The organism is Micromonospora sp. AP08, assembly GCF_008085935.1.
GTDB classification, from domain to species: domain Bacteria; phylum Actinomycetota; class Actinomycetes; order Mycobacteriales; family Micromonosporaceae; genus Micromonospora; species Micromonospora chersina.
On sequence record NZ_VSEZ01000002.1, the window covers coordinates 628,561 to 646,551 of the forward strand.

Sequence of the window (17,991 nt, forward strand, 5' to 3'; positions counted from 1 at the left end):
GCCGACAACCACCCCGGCACACCGCCCGGGGGGACTCGGCGGAGTCAGGAGAGTCTAAGCGGGCCGGCCGTGCTGGCAAGGGGTGAGGGCGGCGCGATCGGCGCTCAGTGGCCGACGTGGGCCAACCCGCTGCCGATCACGTCCCGCCGGCCCCACCGGCCCGGCACGTCGAGCAGTTCCACCCGGCCGAACCGGGCCGGCACCCGCGGCGCCATGAGCAGGTGCTCGCCGGCCGCCTCCAGCCCGAGCAGGGCACGCAGCAGCAGGAACGGGGCGGCTGTCGCCATGGCCTGCGGACTGTTCGCGGCCGGGTAGCGCACCGGATACTCGGTCAGCTCGCGGGGATAGCCCGCGAACGCCTCGGGCAGCCGGCCCTGGAAGTACCGGGAGGCGTCCACAATGGCCTCGGCCACCCGCCCCGCCTCCTCGGCGAAGCCGTACCGGCGCAGGCCCCAGGCGATCAGCGCGTTGTCGAACGGCCACACCGCGCCGACGTGGTAGCCGAGCGGGTTGTAGCGCTCCTGTCCGGTGGCCAGGCTGCGGATGCCCCAGCCGGAGAAGAGCCGGGGCCCGAGCAGGTGGGCGGCCAGCTCGGCGGCCCGCTCCGCCGGGACGATGCCGCTCCACAGCAGGTGGCCCATGTTGGACGCCAGCGCGTCGACCTGCCGGCCGTCGCTGTCCAGGGCGAGCGCGTAGTAGCCCCGGTCGGCGATCCAGAAGTCCCGGTCGAAGCGCTCCCGCAGCTCCGCCGCCTCCCGCTCCAGCCGGTCGGCGTACGCCGGGTCGCCCCAGAACTCCCGGGCCATCCGCGCGCCGCGCATCTTCGCGTCGTACGCGTACCCCTGGAGTTCGCAGGTCGCCAGTGGCGGGCCGGGCAGCCGCCCGTCGGCGAAGCAGATCGCCTCCGGGGAGTCCTTCCAGCCCTGGTTCGCCACCCCGGAACGCTCGTTGCGGCGCAGGTACCGGACGTAGCCGTCGCCGAGCAGGTCGCCGTACTCGTCGATCCAGCGCAGCGCCGCACGGGCCTCGTCCTCGAACTCCCGCACCAGGTCGACGTCGCCGGTCCACTGCTCGTACTCGTCGAGCAGGATCACATAGAGCGGGGTGGCGTCGGCGCTGCCGTAGTACGGGGACTCCGGGCGCTCCTCGAAGGCCACCATCTCCCCGTAGCGGAACTCGCGGAGGATTTTGCCGGGCTCCTCGTCGCGAAAGTCGTCGAGCACCGCGCCCTGGTCGATGCCGAGCATCCGCACCGTCGCCGACGCCAGCTCGGACGCGACGGGCAGCGCCATGAAGCTGGTCAGGATGCTGTCCCGGCCGGTGATGGTGGCCGCCCAGGGCAGGCCGGCGGCGGGCATCGCCTGGCTGGGCAGGGTCAGCGGCGAGTACCGCAGGGCCGCCAGGTCCACCAGGCTGCGCCGGTAGACGTCGGTCAGCGCCTCCCAGTCGCAGCTGAGCTGGGGCGTCCGGGACAGCCAGTTCGCCAGGTCGTGCTGGCGATCGTCGGCGCCGGCCCGGGGCCGCCGCTCCAACCGGTCGCGGACGTCCACGCCGTCCGGGCGCAGCACCAGCGCCTGCACCCGCAGCGTGGTGGTCCAGGACTGCTTGGGGGCCAGCCGCACCGTCCAGGTCAGGCCCGCCTCGTCCACCCGCACCGGTTCGCTGCTGGTCACCAGCGTCTCCCGCTGGAACCTCTCGCGCTGGTAGCCGAGGCGAAGGCCGCGCTCCTCGGGGCACTGGTAGAGCCGCCCCGGCGGCTGGCGCTCCATGGACACGGCCAGGATCGGGGAGAAGTCGCTGCCCACGTCGAGCCGTAAGGTGTACTCCACCGGCATGTGGTCGTGGTTGAACACCGTCAGCCGTTCCTCGAAGACGCCGCCGGTGATCGTCCGTTCCCGGATGACCGACGACTTGGCGTCCACGTAGTGCGTCGGCCGGCCCGGCACGAGGAAGAATCGCAGGTGGAGATGGTCCCGCTCGGCGACGGAGAGCGGGTGGAGCGTCTCACCGTCCAGCGTGAGCCGCCACACCGACAGGAACCGGGTGTCGAAGTCGAAGAAGCCGCACGGGTTGTCCACGTTCGCCTCGATGTCGCCGTTCTCCTCGCTGAGCACGAAGACGTTGCCGTCCAGCACGCGGACCAGGTCCGGCTTCATCCGGGCTCCCCGCGTCCACCGGTGAGGGTCCGCGGGTGCCGCGCCCCGGGCGACGCCGGGAAGAGCCGCTCCAGCAGGACCACGAACCGGAAGTGCCCGTCCGCGGTGAGGTCGTTGCGCAGCCAGGCGGCGAGCGGCTTGGCCTCACCGCGCGCCATCCGGAGGAAGAAGTCCCGCCGGGTCCGGATCACCGTGTCGGCGTCCCCTGCCCGGCGCTCCACCTGGATCCGGCCGTGCGAGATGGTCAGGTGCCAGACGTCGAGGCCGCCGTCCTCCTCCAGATCGAACCGGATCATGCCGGCGGTGCGGCGCAGCAGCCGCTCGGGCGCCCGCCGGGCGAGCTGCGCGAAGAACGCCTCGATCGGATCGGACACGGCACCGCCTCCCGGCAGAGGGTCGTCACGCCGCCGGCACGGACGCCGGGCCGCGGCGACGGACGCGCCCGCGCCGCCTCGGGCGCCGCCCCAGACTAACTCCGGGCCCCGGCGTGGACCTGGGGATCGGGCAACTGCGGAGGGCGGGCAGGATGGCGGGATGCGTCTGGTCTCCCTGCTCCCCTCGGCCACCGAGATCGTCTACGCCCTGGGGCTCGGTGACGAGCTGGTCGGCGTCACCTTCGAGTGCGCGGTGCCGCCCGAGCACCGGGCCGGCACCACGATCGTCGTGGGCGGCCGGGACACCCGGGGCATGAGCCCCGGCGAGATCGACGCGTACGTCAAGGGCCAGCTCGCCGCCGGCTCGGACCTGTACACCCTGCACGCCGGCGCGCTGGCCGGGCTGGACCCGGACCTGATCCTCACCCAGGACCTGTGCCGGGTCTGCGCGCTGCCGTCGGGCCGGGTCGCGGACGCCGTCGACCACCTCGGCTGCCGGGCGGAGGTGCTGTCGCTCGACCCGTACACCCTGGCGGACGTGCTGGACACGATCCTGGCGGTGGGCACGGCGGCCCGGGTGCCCGACCGGGCCGAGGCCCTGGTCGACGCGTTGCGCGGGCGGCTCGCGGCGGTCCGCGCGGCGGTGGCCGGCCGGACCCGGCGGCGGGTCGCCGTGGTGGAGTGGGTGGACCCGCCGTTCGGCGCCGGGCACTGGATCCCGGACCTGGTCGAGGTCGCCGGCGGCGAGCCGGTGGCGACCCACCCCGGCGCCCGGTCCACGCCGACCACCTGGGCGGCGCTGCGGGCCGCCCGGCCCGAGGTGGTGCTGGTCGCGCCGTGCGGCTTCCACCTGGACGGGGCCGCCGCGCAGGCCGCCGGGGTGGCCGCACGGTTCCCCGGCGCGGAGGTCTGGGCGCTGGACGCGGACGGGCTGATCGTGCGGGCCGGCCCGCGCCTGGTCGACGGCGCCGAGGCCATCGCGGCGATCCTGCACCCGGACGCCGTGCCCGCGCCACCGCCGGACGCCGCCCGCCGGGTGGCCTGACCTCGCCGCCTGCGCCGCCGGCCACCTCGCCTGGGTCGCGCATCCCGCGGACCTCGGACACCGCCACCTCGCCGCCGTGGGGTCCGGCGAGCCGGTGTCGAACCGGCGCGGCCGGGCGGGGTCAGGTGGCCGGGCTGGCCGGACGGCCGTCGCGGCCGAGCGGCGCGAGACGGCGCCAGCGGGGCAGCTCGGTCACCACGGTGGCCGCCGCCAGCACGGTCACCGCGACCGCGACCGGCCGCGGCCAGGCCGCCCGGGCCGCGAGCACCGCGGCGACCAGTTGCAGCAGCACCAGCGCCACAGTGACCAGCCCGGGCACCGGCACGATGACCTGCCGCTTGTCGCCGGGGGTGGCGAACACGGCGGGCAGGCCGATCAGCAGCACCACCGAGACGACCGCCAGCACCACGGAGTGCGGAGCGAGCGCCCACGGGGTGGCCACCCAGGCGACCAGTTCGGTCAGGAAGCGCAGTGCCGAGGGCAGGTCGGGGCGGCCCGCCCGGTCGTTGTCGATCACGGCCGCCAGTATGCCGAGCCACCGAGGCCGATGGTGCCCCGAAATTCCGTCTGCTGGCCCGGTCGCCGGCCGACACGCGCGGACGCCGCCCCCGTTCTGGGGACGGCGTCCGGTGTGACGTGCTGCCCGGCGCGGCCGGTCAGGTCATGTCGTCGTAGCGGCGTTCGATCGGCGCCGGGGCGGCGACCGGCTCGGGCGCCCCGACCGGCGCGGCAGCCTCGACCCCACCGGCGGCCCCGACCGGCTCGACGGACAGGTCCAGCGGCGACACCTCGTCGTCGGCGACGTCCGCGTAGAGCTCCCGCCCCCGCCCGCGCCGCTTGTCGTTGACGAACGCCACCGCCACCGCGCCGAAGTAGAGCGCGGAGAGACAGATCGCCAGCGCCGTCATGCCGAACGGGTCGGGCGTCGGCGTGACCACCGCGGAGAACGCGAAGAACACGAAGATCGCCACGCGCCACCAGCCCAGGAGGCGCTTGGCGCTGGCCAGGCCGACGAAGTTGAGCATCAACACGATCAGCGGGAACTCGAACGCCACCCCGAACAGCAGGATCAGGTTGGTGACGAACCCGATGTAGCGGGTGATGTCCAGCGTCGTGGTGACGTCCCCGCCGCCGGAGACGTTGAGCAGGAACTCCAGGCCCTTGGACGTGACGAAGAACGCCAGCACCGCGCCGGCCGCGAACAGCGGCGCGGCCAGGGCGGTGAAGAAGTAGGCGTACCTGCGCTCGTGCCGGTGCAGGCCCGGCGCGATGAACGCCCAGAGCTGGTAGAGCCAGACCGGCGCCGCGATGATCAGGCCGACCCAGAGGGCGACCTTCATCTGCAACAGGAACAGGTCGGCCGGGCCGAGCTGCACGAAGTTGCAGTCGCCGTTGGCGAGCCGCGCCTTCGGCAGGTTGCAGTAGGGCATCTGCAGCACGTGCAGGACCCGGCCGGAGAGCCAGACGCCGAACCCGAAGCCGACCAGGATCGCCAGCGACGCGCGGAACAGCCTGGTGCGCAGCTCGCGGAAGTGCTCGATGAGCGTCATCGAGCCGTCGGCGGCCCGCTCGAACGTGCTCGGGCCGCGCTTCTTCAACCCGAAGGCCACGATGGTGGGGCCCTTTCGGATCAGTTCTCGCGGACGCGCTGCACCGGGTCGACCGGCGGGGCGACCGGCTGCTGCGGCTGCGCGAACTGCTGCTGCTGCGGCGGGAGCGGCTGGTAGCCGGACTGCGCGTCGGCCTTCTCGGCCAGGTCCCGGTCATCGTCGTGCAGGCTCTTGGTCTCGGCCTTGATGATCCGCAGCGAACGGCCCAGCGAGCGGGCCGCGTCGGGGAGCCGCTTCGCGCCGAAGAGCAGGATCAGCACGACCACGAGTACGGCGATGTGCCACGGCTTGAGGGCACCCATGGGAAGCTCCAGTCGCTCTGTGTCGGTGAGGGTGGTCGGAGCCCATCGTACGTGCGTCGAAGACCGTTGCCACCCTGCCGGGCCCCCGTTTGCGGGCCTGGTCGGTGAAGTCTGGGACAACCCGGAGTGTCCCGTCAACCACCCGCGGGGCGCAATCCTGCGCGGATCCGGCCGCGAACGCGCAGCTACCGAACAGCGGACCGACCGCGGTCGATCACTTGCCGCGGCTGGCCTTGATCAACGCGATGCGTTCCTGCGCCACGCCCACCCGCTCCTGGAGCGACTCGGCCCGCGCCTGGAGCTCCTCCGCGGCGGAGCGCAGCGACTCCGCCTCGGTCGCGCGCCGCTGGAGGGCCAGCGCGGCGCGGCGCAGCCGCGGCAGCCGCGCCAGCACCGGCCGGACCGCCAGGGCCAGCACGACGAGCGCGAACAGCACGACCCCGAGCACGATCCACGTCACCACGGCGGTCAGCCTACTGGGTGACCGCGGCCACCGCCGGGTCGGCGCGGTCGGCCGGAGTGGCGTACGCGTCGAGCGCGGCGGCCGCCTGGGCGCGCACCTGCTCGGCCAGCTCGGTCGGCGCGACCACCGTCACGTCGGGCCCGAGCCCGAGCACGAACCGGCGGGCCCAGCCCAGGTCGGTCACGCGCAGCGACACCACCCACTGCTCGCCGTCGGCCTCGACGCGCTCGCACGGGTAGTACTCGGTGATCCACCGCTCGCCCCGGCCGATGCGCAGGGTGATCAGCGGCAGGTCCGGCGAGGGGCGGAACACCCCGTCGCTGAGGTCGTGCGGGCGGGCCTGCGGCGGCACCACGGCCGGCTCCGCCAGCTCGGCGACGGCGTCGATCCGGTCGGCGCGGAACAGCCGGACCGCCTCCGCCCGGCGGCACCACGCCTCCACGTAGGCCCGGCCGCCGACCATCAGCATCCGCAGCGGGTCGATGGTGCGCTCGGTGGTCTCGTCGCGGGCCGCCGTGTAGTAGGTGATCCGCAGCGCCCGGCCGCGCTCCACGGCGGCGCGCAGCTCGCGGACGCGGGCCGTGTCGCCGGGCAGGCGCACCTCGACGGGAGCGCCGGCCAGGTCGCCGGCGGCGCTCTCGATCTTGGCGAGGGCCCGCTCGACGGCCTCCCGGTTGGCCACCCCGGGCGTCTCGGCGAGCATCCGCAGCGCCACCACCAAAGCCAGGGCCTCGTCCGGGGTGAGCCGCAGCGGGCGGTCGATGCCGGCGTCGTAGGTGATGGTCACCCGGTCGCCGTCGAACGCCATGTCGATCAGGTCACCCGGGCCGTAACCGGGCAGCCCGCACACCCAGAGCAGCTCCAGGTCCTCGCGGAGCTGCTTCTCGGTCACCCCCAGGTCGTGGGCCGCCTCGGCGATCTCGATACCGGGACGGGCCAGCAGGTAGGGCACCAGGTTGAGCAGCCGGGCCAGCCGGTCGGCTGAGGCGCGGCCACCGCGGGCCGCCGGGCGGGTCACCGGGCACCCCCGGCCACCGCCAGGTCGTCGTGGCGGGCCGCGATCTCCTTCAACCGCTGGATGACCGCCTCGCGGACCTCCGGCGGCTCCAGCACCCGCACGTCCGGGCCGTACCCGACGATCTGGCCGGCCAGGAAGTCGGCGTCGGCGTACGGCATGACCAGGCGGTCCCCGTCCGGCCCGGCCTCGATCTCCACCGCCCAGCGGCGCAGCCCCGCGGCGCGGCCGGGAGCGACCAGCACGGTGGCCCGGCCGGTCCGCTCCACGGGGCCGGACCAGCGGGCCACGTGGCTGATCAGGTCCACCCCGGCGGGCGGCTCGTACGCGCCGGGCTCGCCGGTCACCCGGACCGCGCCCACCACGCGGGAGAGGCGGAAGCAGCGGGTCGCCGCCCGGTCCAGGTCGTGACCGACCACGTACCAGCGGCCGCGCCAGCAGACGACGCCCCACGGCTGGAGCCGGCGGCGGGTCGGCGCGTCCCGGTCGGGCACCCGGTAGTCGAAGTTGACCTCGCGCCGGTCCCGCGCGGCGGCGGTCAGCGGCGCGAACGCCGGGTCGACCGTGACCATCGGCTCCAGGCCCAGCGTGGCCTGCGGGTCGACGTCGATGCCGGCGGCGCGCAGCTTCGCCAGCCCCGACGAGGCGGCGGCGGCCAGGCCGGCGTGCTGCCACAGCCGGGCCGCGATGCCCACGGCGGCGGCCTCGTCCGGTTCGAGGGGGATGTCGGGCAGGGCGTACTCGCGGGGTGCGATCCGGTAGCCCGGCTCGGCGTCGAAGACGCTGGCCGTGCCGGTTTCCAACGGCACACCGAGTTCCCGCAGCTCGGCCTTGTCCCGCTCGAACTTGCGCTGGAACGCCTCGTGGTCCTTGGCGTCGTCCGGATCGTGCTCGTAGCCGGGCACGGTCGCGGCGATCTGCGCGGCGGTCAGGAACCGTCGCGTGGACAGCAGGCAGATCACCAGGTTGACCAGGCGCTCGGTACGGGTCCGCGACACGTGGGAAACGCTAGCAGCCCGCACGTCCGCAGCGCGCACCCGCGCGGGCGCGGCGCGCGGGAGTCCCGCCGCCGGGCGATCCGCGCCACACCGCCCGGAGTCCGCGCCGCTCTCCGGGCGGCGGGCCGACGGCGGCCATAGGGTGAGCCCATGGCGGAGGCGCAGATCAAGAACGAGAGCGTCGGCACGGTCGTGGTGGCCGGCGCGGCGAACCTCGCCATCGCGATCGCCAAGCTGGTCGCGGGCCTGATCTCCGGCTCCGCGGCGATGCTCTCCGAGGCCGCCCACTCGGTGGCCGACACCACCACCGAGGTGCTGCTCTACCTGGCGCTGCGCCGCGGGGCGCGGCCCGCCGACACCCGGCACCCGTTCGGTTACGGCAAGGAGAGCTACGTCTGGGCGTTCCTCGCCGCGCTGTTCACCTTCGTGGTCGGCGCCGGCTTCGCCATCACCCACGGCGTCACCACCATCCTCGTGCACGAGCACACCGGCAACTACCTGACCTCGTACATCGTGCTGGCGATCTCCTTCGCCATCGAGTCGGTCTCGCTGGCCCGGGCGATCCGGCAGGTCCGCCGGGAGTCCCGGCGCTGGCGGGCCACCCCGCGCCGCTACCTGCGGCTGACCGCCGACACCACGGTCAAGGCGGTCTTCCTGGAGGACACCGCAGCCCTGATCGGCCTGCTGCTCGCCGCCGCCGGGCTCACGCTGTCCCAACTCACCGGCGACGAGCTCTACGACGGCGTCGCCTCGATCCTCATCGGCATGCTGCTGCTGGTGGTCGCCGGCATCCTGGCCCGCAGCAACATCTCGCTGCTGGTCGGCCGGGCCGTGTCCGAGCGGGTGCACCGGCAGATCGAGCAGGAGCTGGCCGGGCTGCCGGCAGTGGACCGCATCGACACGCTGATGACCATGCTCCTCGGCCCGACGGACATCCTGGTCGCCGCCAAGGTCGACTTCCACGACGACGCCACCGGCGCCGACATCGAGGCCGCCGCCGACGAGGCCGAGCGGCGGCTCGCCGACCGGTTCCCGGAGGTCGCGTACGTCTTCCTCGACCCGACCCGCTCCCTGCACGGCAGCCACGGGCGCCCGGCCCGGACCACGCAGGACGAGAACCAGCGGCCGGTGGACGAGGAGGCGGGCGGCGGCGGGCCGGCCTGACCCGGGCCCGCCGACCCGGCCGCACGGCGGGGCGCCGCCGGCCGATAGCGTGCCGGCATGGTGCGATGGCGGTCCGGCACGGTCACGGCGGTACGGCGACGGTGGGCCGGCGCCGCGGAACTCGACGTCGACCTGCCCGACGGCGGCCGGATGCGCGCCCTGGCGTACCCGGCGCTCGTCGGCGACCCGGAGCCCGGCGACCGGGTGCTGCTCAACGCCGGCGCCCTGCTGATGGGCCTCGGCACCGGCGGGTACGCGCTGGTCGTCGCCCTGCCCGACCGGCTCCCCGCCGACCCGCCGCAGGCCGCCGACACCCGCGACGCCGGGCATTTGGTGAAGGCCCGCTACACCCCGCTGCAACCGATCCTGCTCGGCGTGGACGAGGAGGCCTCCCCGCACCACGCGCGGCTGGCCGCCGCGGAGTCCGTCGACGGGATGCCCGTGGTCACCGCCGACCTGCACTCCGCGCTGCCGGCGATCCTGGCCGGCGTCCACGCCGACGCCCCGGACGCCCGGGTGGCGTACCTGCTCACCGACGGCGGCGCGCTGCCCGCCTGGTTCTCCCGCACCCTCGCCGGGCTCGCCGACCGGCTCGCCGGCACGGTCAGCGTGGGTCAGGCGTTCGGCGGCGACCTGGAGGCCAGCACCCTGCACAGCGGCCTGCTCGCGGCGCGGCACGTGCTCGGCGCCGACGTCGCGATCGTCGCCCAGGGCCCCGGCAACCTCGGCACCGGCACCCGCTGGGGCTTCTCCGGGGTGGCCGTCGGCGAGGCGGTCAACGCGGTCGCCACGCTGGGCGGGCGGCCGGTCGGCTCGCTGCGCATCTCCGACGCCGACCCCCGCCCCCGGCACCGCGGCGTCTCCCACCACAGCCTCACCGCGTACGGCCGGGTCGCCCTGGCCCCCGCGGAGCTGGTCGTGCCGGACGGCCTGGACCCCGCCCTCGGGGCCGAGGTCACCGCGGCGCTGGCCCCGCTCGCGACGCGGCACCGGATCGTGACCGTGCCCACCGACGGCCTGGACGCGGCGCTGCGGGCCAGCCCGGTCCGCCTGTCGACGATGGGCCGCGGGCTCGACGGCGACCACGCCTACTTCCTGGCCGCGGCCGCCGCCGGCCGGCACGCGGCCCGCCTGCTCGGCTGAGCCCTCAGCGCGCCCGGTAGCCGTGCGCGACGATGTGCGCCGCGGCCCGGGTGTAGCCCGCCGGGTCGGCCGGCGCCAGCGTGCCCAGGCCATCGACGTAGCGGTTGTACATGCAGAACGCGGCCGCGATCAGCACCGTGTCGTGGATCTCCAGGTCGGTGGCGCCCTCGGCGCGGGCCTCCTTCACCAGTTCGGCGGTGACCTCCCGGCCGCTGCGCTGCACCGCCCCGGCGATCCGCAGCAGCGCCCGCATCTTCGCCCCGACGGGCGCCGCGTCCGGGTTCTGCCGCACCTGCTCCACCAGCGGCATCCCCGCCGGCAGTTGGGCGGCGGCGAACGCCGAGTGCGACGCGCAGCAGAACGTGCAGTCGTTAAGACCCGACACGTACGCGGCGATCAGCTCCCGCTCCCCCGGCGTCAGCGTGGGATGCGGGGCGTGCAGCAACGTGTCGGCGAGGTCGAGCAGCGGCCCGGCGGTCTCCGGTCGGTAGCGGGCCAGCCCGTTGATGCCGGGGTGGGCCTGCTCGTCCAGTCCGAGGTCGATGTGTGCGATGACGTCACGCTCCCTCGTCGTCGGCCGGGGAGCGCGCGACGGCACGACTCCCCCGTGAGCCATAGACGAGCATGCGCGGGGTGGCGCGTCAAGGCCCGGCTCGGCGGACGCGGCGGCGCTCCCGTCGGCGCGCCCCGCCTCAGCCGGCCAGAAAGATCAGCGCCAGCCAGGCGCCCAGGATCAGCACCAGCGCGACCGCCAGCACCCAGGTCGGCACGGTGAACTCGCCGCGGCGGTTGCGCTCGATCTCGGCGCGGATCTTCTCCCGGCGCCGCTCGATCCAGTTGAGCTTCTCCGCCCCGCTCTCGCGGCCGGCGGACGTCTCGCGGCCGGGGCGGCCGGCAGGTTCGGAAGTGTTCATCGCGACGCCAGCGTACCGGTGGGCGGGCGGCTGGCGCTCAGCACCGGCCGCCCGCCCCGGGTCACATGCTCGCGATGAGCCGCTCCACCCGCTCGTCGTACGCCCGGAACGGGTCCTTGCACAGCACCGTGCGCTGCGCCTGGTCGTTCAGCTTCAGGTGCACCCAGTCCACCGTGAAGTCCCGCCGCTTCTCCTGGGCGTGCCGGATGAACTCGCCCCGCAGCCGCGCCCGGGTGGTCTGCGGCGGAGTCTCCTTCGCCTCGAAGATCTCCGGGTCGGTGGCCACCCGGTCCACCTCGCCGCGCCGCTCCAGCAGCCCGTACAGGCCCCGGCCGCGCCGCAGGTCGTGGTAGGCCAGGTCCATCTGCGCCACCCGCGGGTGCGACAGCGGCAGGTCGTGCTTGCGCTGGTAGCGCTCGATCAGCCGCAGCTTCGTCACCCAGTCGATCTCCCGGGCCACCGGGTCCAGGTCACCGGTCTCCACCGCCCGCAGCACGCGGCCCCAGAGCTCCACCACCCGCTTCGCGGTCTGGTCCCCACCCCGGCGCTCGACGAACTCCGTCGCCTTCGCCAGGTATTCCTGCTGGATCTCCAGCGCCGAGACCTCCTTGCCGGAGGCGAGCCGCACCTTGCGCCGGCCGGTGATGTCGTGCGACACCTCGCGGATCGCCCGGATCGGGTTCTCCAGCGTGAGGTCCCGCATCACCACCCCGGCCTCGATCATCCGCAGCACGATGTCGGCCGTGCCGACCTTCAGCAGCGTGGTGACCTCGTTCATGTTCGAGTCGCCGACGATCACGTGCAGCCGCCGGTAGCGCTCGGCGTCCGCGTGCGGCTCGTCCCGGGTGTTGATGATCGGCCGGCTGCGGGTGGTCGCCGAGGAGACGCCCTCCCAGATGTGCTCGGCCCGCTGCGACAGGCAGTAGACCGCGCCGCGCGGGGTCTGCAGCACCTTGCCGGCACCGCAGATCAACTGCCGGGTGACCAGGAACGGGATGAGCACGTCGGCCAGCCGGCCGAACTCGCCGTGCCGGGACACCAGGTAGTTCTCGTGGCAGCCGTACGAGTTGCCGGCCGAGTCGGTGTTGTTCTTGAACAGGTAGATCTCACCCGCGATGCCTTCGTCGTGCAGCCGCTTCTCCGCGTCGACGAGCAGCCCTTCCAGGATCCGCTCCCCCGCCCGGTCGTGGGCCACCAGGTCGGTCACCGAGTCGCACTCCGGCGTCGCGTACTCCGGGTGCGAGCCCACGTCCAGGTAGAGGCGGGCTCCGTTGCGCAGGAACACATTGCTCGACCGGCCCCACGACACCACCCGCCGGAACAGGTACCGCGCGACCTCGTCGGGGGACAGTCGGCGCTGCCCGCGATAGGTGCAGGTGACGCCGTACTCGGTCTCGAGGCCGAAGATTCGCCGCTCCATGATGTGACATTAGCCGCCCGGGGCCCCGGATGGGCAGCGCTCAACCCGCTGGTCTCATCCGTACCGGGACGGGCATTCCCGGCGATCGCACATCCCAGCGCCGGGTACGGTCCCTGCCGTGAGAATCCTCGTCACCGGCGGCGCCGGCTTCATCGGATCGGCGTACGTCCGGCGGCTGCTCACCGCCGCCGAGCCGGACCTCGCCCCCGACACCGTCACCGTGCTCGACGCCTGGACCTACGCCGCCACCGAGGGCGCCCTCGACCCGGTCCGCACCGACCCCAGGCTGCGGCTCGTCCGCGGCGACATCCGCGATCCCGCCCTCGTCGACGCCACCGTCGCCGGCCACGACGTCGTCGTGCACTTCGCCGCCGAGTCGCACGTGGACCGCTCCATCGCCGCCGCCGCCGACTTCGTCACCACCAACGTGGTCGGCACCCAGACGCTGCTCGACGCGGCCCTGCGCCACGGCGTGCGCCGCTTCGTCCAGGTCTCCACCGACGAGGTGTACGGCTCCATCGCCACCGGCGCCTGGACCGAGCAGGCCCCGCTCGACCCCAGCTCGCCGTACTCGGCCAGCAAGGCCGCCGGCGACCTGCTCGCCCTGGCCTACCACCGCACCCACGGCCTCGACGTCGTGGTCACCCGCGGCGCCAACACCTACGGGCCCTACCAGTACCCCGAGAAGATCATCCCGCTCTTCGTCACCAACCTGCTCGACGGGCACGACGTGCCCCTCTACGGCGACGGCGGTAACGTGCGGGACTGGCTGCACGTCGACGACCACTGCCACGGCGTCGCGCTGGCCCAGACCCGCGGCCGGGCCGGCGGGATCTACCACCTGGGCGGCGGCGACGAACTCACCAACCGCGACCTCACCGGCCGGCTGCTGGCCGCCTGCGGCGCCGGGTGGGAACGGGTCCGGCCGGTCGCCGACCGCAAGGGCCACGACCGCCGGTACGCCCTCGACACCACCACCACCCGGCGCGAGCTGGGCTGGGCGCCGACGGTCGACCTCGACGCCGGGTTGTCCGCCACCGTCGAGTGGTACCGGGACAACCGGGCCTGGTGGACGCCGCTCAAGCCGCACCGCTGACCCGCGCCGGCCCGCGGCCCGGCCCCGCCGCCCCCGGAGCCGGTCAGGGCCCCCGGGCGCCGGGCGCACGCGCTCCAGCGCCCGGCCGGCGTCACTCGCCGGGCTGCTCCTCCTGCGGCTGACCCTCCAGGTCCGCCGAACCCGCCGACGTGGTCGGCTTCTTCGCCTCCTCGGTCGGCACCGTCGGGGTCTTCGCCCGCCCCGGCGCCGGCGCGGCGTCCGCGCCCGCCTCCCCGTCCAGCAGCGCCGTCAGCGCCGCCCCGGTGATCCGGCGGAAGGTCCGGCCCACCCGGCGCCGGTCCAGGACCGCCACCTCGAGCTGGTTGGCGGCGATCGTGCGGGCCGCCCCGCCCTCGCCGCCGACGCTGCTCAACGCCTTCACCGCGGCCCGGACCGCCTCCGACAGCGACATCTCCGGCCGGTGCTCGTTCTTCAGCACCCCGGTGATCGCCTCGGCCTGGCCGCCCATCGCCATCCGGCCCGGCTCGTCGTTGACCGACCCGTCGTACGTCAGCCGGTAGAGCGAGTCGTCGTCCGGCGTGGCGCCCACCTCGGCCACGCAGATCTCCACCTCGAACGGCTTCGACTGCTCGGTGAAGATCGCGCCCAGCGTCTGCGCGAACGCGTTCGCCAGGCCCAGCCCGGTCACGTCCCGCCGGTCGTAGCTCAGGCCGTTCAGGTCGGCCATCCGGACCCCGGCCCGGCGCAGGTTCTCGAACTCGTTGTAGCGGCCCACCGCGGCGAAGCCGATCCGGTCGTAGATCTCACTGACCTTGTGCAGGGTGCTGGACAGGTTCTCCGCGACGAAAAGCACCCCGCCCTCGTAGCTCAGGACCACCGCGCTGCGGCCCCGGGCGATGCCCTTGCGGGCCAGCTCGGAGCGGTCGCGCATGATCTGCTCGGGCGAGGCGTAGAACTGCATGGCCACGGCGGCGGTTCTCCTTCGGGCGCTGTGCTGCGGACTGCTGACTCAGGTGAGGTGGGAGCGGGGTCAGCCGCCCGGGTTCTCCATCCGGCCGGACACCACGCCCTCCGCGATCGCCGCCGTCTCGGCGTCGGTGAGCCGGTGGGTGCCCTCGGCGGTCGCCGTCATCACCACCGGGTAGATCCGGCGGGTCAGGTCCGGGCCACCGGTGGCGGTGTCGTCGTCGGCGGCGTCGTAGAGCGCCTCGACGGCCAGCCGCGTCGCGTCGTCGATCGACAGCCCCGTGCGGAACCGCTTCTTCAGCGCGGACTTGGCGAACAGCGAACCGGAGCCGATGGCGTCGTAGCCGGTCTCCTCGTAGGGGCCGCCGGTCACGTCGAAGCTGAAGATCCGCCCGGCCCGCGCCGGGTCGGCGGCGGCCAGGTCGAAGCCGGCGAAGAGCGGGATCACGGCGAGGCCCTGCATCGCGGCGCCCAGGTTGCCCCGGATCATCGAGGCCAGCCGGTTGGCCTTGCCGTCGAGCGAGAGCATGGCGCCCTCGATCTTCTCGTAGTGCTCCAACTCCACCTGGAACAGTCGCATCAGCTCGATGCCGATGCCCGCGGTGCCCGCGATGCCGACCAGCGAGTACGCGTCGGCCGGGTGCACCTTCTCGATGTCCCGCTGGGCGATCAGGTTGCCCATCGTGGCGCGCCGGTCGCCGGCCATCACCACGCCACCGCTGGCCGAGATGGCCACGATGGTCGTCGCGTGCGGCGCCAGGTCGGCGGCCATGCCGGGCGGCAGCGGCCGACGGCCGGGCAGCATCTCCGGGGCCACCCTGCTCAGGAACGTTGTGAAGGAGGACGTCCCCGCGTTGGTGAACACATCTGGAAGACGCCCGGATGGATCAAAACCCGCTGCCACGTGGTTCCTCTCAGGTACGTGATCGCCCTGGCCAGACTCTCGGGGCTGTCCTTGAACTGGCCAAGACCACCGTTGCAGTTGAAGCAGAGTATCCCGCGCACCCATCCGGTGCGATGATCGTGGTCCACATGTTCCGGGTCGGGTGACCCGCAGACCGCGCACACGCCGCCCTGCTCGGCGAGAAGCTCCTGGAACTCCTTCTCGCCAATGCCGTAGCGCCGGCGCAGGTGGTACTCGCGGTTGCCGCCGTGGAGCCGCTGCTTGGTCTCATTCCCACGCGCGTTGCGGCAGGGTTTGCAGTAGCTGTGCCGTCCGCTCGCGTTCGTGGTGCGAGGGAGGTCCTCGACCGTCTTGATCTGCTCGCAGTCGGGACACCACTTCAGTCCGTCGGCAACCGGCACGGGGGCCTTCTTCTGCGGCGCGATCCCGCGCTTGCGGCGGCTCGCCTCGGAGCGGGCCGCAGCGCAGGTCTTACAGTAGAACGCCAAACCATCCGGACGCCGCCGGTTGCGGTGGAACGCCGATGTCGGCAGCGACCGGCCGCATTGGGGGCAGAGCTTGTCCGAGTCCTTCGGCAATCGGACATAAGCCTCATTGGCCCCCTTTCTGCACGTACCCCCTCACGAACTCTTCTGCGTTCTCCTCCAGGACGGAGTCGATCTCGTCGAGCAGGTCGTCGACGTCCTCGGTGATCTCGGCGTGCCGCTCGGCAACCTCGGGGTTGGCCTGCGCGGTGACCTCCTCGACCTCCTCGTGGGACTTGCCGGACTGGGTCTGGCCGCCTTCTTGGGTCGCCATGGTGTGCCTCCTCCACGATCGCCTGCGATCAACTTACCTCGCGCGGACGACGAAAGGCCCGTCGCGCGCCGGGTTCCAGCACTCGACGGGCCTTCCGGCATCCGGGTCAGCCGCCGGTCAGCATCTCCAGCAGGTCCTTGGCGGTGTCGCAGCGGTCGAAGAGCGACCCGACGTGCTTGCGGGTGCCCCGTTCGGGCTCCATCATCGGCACCCGGACCAGGGACTCGCGGCCCACGTCGAAGATGACCGAGTCCCAGCTCGCGGCGACCACCTCGGAGGCGTACTGGGCGAGGCAGCGGCCGCGGAAGTAGGCCCGGGTGTCCTCCGGCGGCTCGGTCATCGCCGAGCGGGTCTGCTCGTCGGTCAGCAGGGTCTTCATCGAGCCCCGCTGCACCAGCCGGTGGTAGAGGCCCTTCTCCGGCCGCACGTCCGAGTACTGCAGGTCGACCAGCTGGAGCTTGTGCGAGCCCCAGCCGAGCTTCTCCCGCTCCCGGTAGCCCTCCAGCAGCCGCAGCTTGGCCACCCAGTCGAGCTCGTCGGCGCAGAGGAAGGCGTCCCGGCCGAGCCGGTCCAGCACGCTCTCCCAGCGGTCGAGCACGTCGGCGGTCTGCGCGTCGACGTCGTTGCCGTAGCGGTCGTCCACGAAGGACCGGACCCGCTCCAGGTACGCCCACTGCACGTCGAGCGCGGTCAGCTTGCGGCCGTCGCGCAGCCGCATGAGGTGCTTGAGCGACGGGTCGTGGCTGACCGCGCGCAGCTCGCTGACCGGGTCGGCGATGCCCAGGTCGGCGCCGAGCGCCTTCTCCTCGATCATGGTGAGGATCAGCGCCGTGGTGCCGACCTTCAGGTAGGTGGAGATCTCGGAGAGGTTGGCGTCGCCGATGATGACGTGCAGCCGGCGGTACTTGTCGGCGTCGGCGTGCGGCTCGTCCCGGGTGTTGATGATGGGCCGCTTGAGGGTGGTCTCCAACCCGACCTCGACCTCGAAGAAGTCGGCGCGCTGGGAGATCTGGAAGCCGCTCTGGCCGCCGTCCTGGCCGATGCCGACGCGGCCGGCGCCGCAGACGATCTGCCGGGTGACGAAGAACGGCGTCAGGTACGCCACGATGTCGGCGAACGGGGTCTGCCGGCGCATGAGGTAGTTCTCGTGGGCGCCGTAGCTGGCGCCCTTGTTGTCGGTGTTGTTCTTGTAGAGGTGGATCGGGTGGGTGCCCGGGATGGTGGCGGCCCGCCTGGACGCCTCGGCCATCACCCGCTCCCCGGCCTTGTCCCAGCGCACCACGTCGAGGGGGTTGGTCACCTCGGGCGTGGAGTATTCGGGGTGGGCGTGGTCGACGTAGAGGCGGGCGCCGTTGGTGAGTATGACGTTGGCCAGCCCGAGGTCCTCGTCGGCGAGCGCCTCGGCCGGGTCGTAGGCCGCCCCGGAGTAGGTGAAGCCGCGGGCGTCGCGCAGTGGCGACTCCTCCTCGTAGTCCCAGCGGGCCCGGCCGCCCCGGTTGAGTTCGGGTCGCGCCCCGTAGGCGTTGACCACCTGGGATGAGGTCACCATCGGGTTGGCCCCGGCCTGGCCGGGCACGGAGATGCCGTACTCGACCTCGGTGCCCATGATCCGTCTAACGCTCATCGACCTGCCCGCTCCGCTCGCCCGTCCCGGTCCCCCGT

General features: G+C 73.5%; 20 protein-coding genes. 4 read left to right on the forward strand and 16 right to left on the reverse strand.

Annotation, left to right across the window (positions count from 1 at the left end; all coding sequences use genetic code 11):
- Nucleotides 1-104: 104 nt before the first annotated feature.
- On the reverse strand, nt 105-2,156 hold the full coding sequence (locus FXF50_RS06100) for a glycogen debranching N-terminal domain-containing protein (protein WP_148426210.1): 2,052 nt from the start codon (nt 2,154-2,156) through the stop codon (nt 105-107).
- Entirely contained in the window at nt 2,153-2,530 is a 378-nt protein-coding gene (locus FXF50_RS06105; RefSeq protein WP_187399548.1) for an SCP2 sterol-binding domain-containing protein, read from the reverse strand. The genes FXF50_RS06100 and FXF50_RS06105 overlap by 4 nt, the downstream gene beginning before the upstream one ends.
- Before the next feature lie 160 nt (nt 2,531-2,690).
- On the opposite strand from FXF50_RS06105, the gene FXF50_RS06110 reads away from it, so the two are divergent.
- Nucleotides 2,691-3,575: an ABC transporter substrate-binding protein gene (locus tag FXF50_RS06110; protein ID WP_148426212.1), complete on the forward strand. Its 885-nt coding sequence runs from the start codon at nt 2,691-2,693 to the stop codon at nt 3,573-3,575.
- Between the two features lie 121 nt (nt 3,576-3,696).
- Here the strand turns inward: FXF50_RS06110 and FXF50_RS06115 are convergent, their stop codons facing one another.
- From FXF50_RS06115 to FXF50_RS06140, 6 genes are all read right to left on the reverse strand, one after another.
- Entirely contained in the window at nt 3,697-4,092 is a 396-nt protein-coding gene (locus tag FXF50_RS06115; protein ID WP_222866008.1) for a hypothetical protein, read from the reverse strand.
- Nucleotides 4,093-4,231: 139 nt separating this feature from the next.
- Nucleotides 4,232-5,185, reverse strand: coding sequence for a twin-arginine translocase subunit TatC (gene tatC / locus FXF50_RS06120; protein ID WP_148426214.1), 954 nt, complete (start codon nt 5,183-5,185; stop codon nt 4,232-4,234).
- 20 nt (nt 5,186-5,205) lie between these two features.
- Entirely contained in the window at nt 5,206-5,487 is a 282-nt protein-coding gene (tatA, locus tag FXF50_RS06125) for a Sec-independent protein translocase subunit TatA (RefSeq protein WP_148426215.1), read from the reverse strand.
- 214 nt (nt 5,488-5,701) lie between these two features.
- Entirely contained in the window at nt 5,702-5,950 is a 249-nt protein-coding gene (locus FXF50_RS06130; protein ID WP_148426216.1) for a hypothetical protein, read from the reverse strand.
- Between the two features lie 10 nt (nt 5,951-5,960).
- On the reverse strand, nt 5,961-6,968 hold the full coding sequence (locus FXF50_RS06135) for a YafY family protein (protein WP_148426217.1): 1,008 nt from the start codon (nt 6,966-6,968) through the stop codon (nt 5,961-5,963).
- Nucleotides 6,965-7,963, reverse strand: a complete 999-nt coding sequence (locus FXF50_RS06140) for a YafY family protein (protein WP_148426218.1) — start codon at nt 7,961-7,963, stop codon at nt 6,965-6,967. The genes FXF50_RS06135 and FXF50_RS06140 overlap by 4 nt, the downstream gene beginning before the upstream one ends.
- A gap of 150 nt (nt 7,964-8,113) precedes the next feature.
- On the opposite strand from FXF50_RS06140, the gene FXF50_RS06145 reads away from it, so the two are divergent.
- Together FXF50_RS06145 and FXF50_RS06150 are read left to right on the forward strand one after the other, a co-directional pair.
- On the forward strand, nt 8,114-9,127 hold the full coding sequence (locus FXF50_RS06145; protein ID WP_148426219.1) for a cation diffusion facilitator family transporter: 1,014 nt from the start codon (nt 8,114-8,116) through the stop codon (nt 9,125-9,127).
- A 57-nt stretch (nt 9,128-9,184) separates the two neighbouring features.
- The gene (locus FXF50_RS06150; protein ID WP_148426220.1) at nt 9,185-10,270 is read left to right on the forward strand and encodes a DUF3866 family protein; all 1,086 of its coding nucleotides are present in this window, start codon (nt 9,185-9,187) and stop codon (nt 10,268-10,270) included.
- Between the two features lie 4 nt (nt 10,271-10,274).
- On the opposite strand, the gene FXF50_RS06155 is transcribed toward FXF50_RS06150, so the two are convergent.
- The 3 genes from FXF50_RS06155 to pafA all read right to left on the reverse strand — a co-directional run bounded on the left by FXF50_RS06155 (nt 10,275) and on the right by pafA (nt 12,604).
- On the reverse strand, nt 10,275-10,823 hold the full coding sequence (locus FXF50_RS06155) for a carboxymuconolactone decarboxylase family protein (RefSeq protein ID WP_148426294.1): 549 nt from the start codon (nt 10,821-10,823) through the stop codon (nt 10,275-10,277).
- A 139-nt stretch (nt 10,824-10,962) separates the two neighbouring features.
- Entirely contained in the window at nt 10,963-11,184 is a 222-nt protein-coding gene (locus FXF50_RS06160; protein WP_148426221.1) for a hypothetical protein, read from the reverse strand.
- Nucleotides 11,185-11,245: 61 nt separating this feature from the next.
- Entirely contained in the window at nt 11,246-12,604 is a 1,359-nt protein-coding gene (pafA, locus tag FXF50_RS06165) for a Pup--protein ligase (RefSeq protein ID WP_091265859.1), read from the reverse strand.
- A gap of 118 nt (nt 12,605-12,722) precedes the next feature.
- Between pafA and rfbB the strand changes: the two genes are divergently transcribed.
- On the forward strand, nt 12,723-13,700 hold the full coding sequence (gene rfbB / locus FXF50_RS06170) for a dTDP-glucose 4,6-dehydratase (RefSeq protein ID WP_148426222.1): 978 nt from the start codon (nt 12,723-12,725) through the stop codon (nt 13,698-13,700).
- A 91-nt stretch (nt 13,701-13,791) separates the two neighbouring features.
- Here the strand turns inward: rfbB and prcA are convergent, their stop codons facing one another.
- The 5 genes from prcA to dop all read right to left on the reverse strand — a co-directional run bounded on the left by prcA (nt 13,792) and on the right by dop (nt 17,953).
- Nucleotides 13,792-14,628, reverse strand: coding sequence for a proteasome subunit alpha (gene prcA, locus FXF50_RS06175; RefSeq protein WP_091308756.1), 837 nt, complete (start codon nt 14,626-14,628; stop codon nt 13,792-13,794).
- 63 nt (nt 14,629-14,691) lie between these two features.
- Nucleotides 14,692-15,531: a proteasome subunit beta gene (gene prcB, locus FXF50_RS06180; protein ID WP_187399549.1), complete on the reverse strand. Its 840-nt coding sequence runs from the start codon at nt 15,529-15,531 to the stop codon at nt 14,692-14,694.
- On the reverse strand, nt 15,450-16,109 hold the full coding sequence (locus FXF50_RS06185) for an endonuclease VII domain-containing protein (RefSeq protein ID WP_148426223.1): 660 nt from the start codon (nt 16,107-16,109) through the stop codon (nt 15,450-15,452). The genes prcB and FXF50_RS06185 overlap by 82 nt, the downstream gene beginning before the upstream one ends.
- A 13-nt stretch (nt 16,110-16,122) precedes the next feature.
- A complete protein-coding gene (locus FXF50_RS06190) occupies nt 16,123-16,329 on the reverse strand; it encodes a ubiquitin-like protein Pup (protein WP_073836803.1) in 207 nt (68 codons plus the stop codon).
- A gap of 106 nt (nt 16,330-16,435) precedes the next feature.
- Entirely contained in the window at nt 16,436-17,953 is a 1,518-nt protein-coding gene (gene dop / locus FXF50_RS06195; RefSeq protein ID WP_148426224.1) for a depupylase/deamidase Dop, read from the reverse strand.
- Between the last annotated feature and the right edge of the window lie 38 nt (nt 17,954-17,991).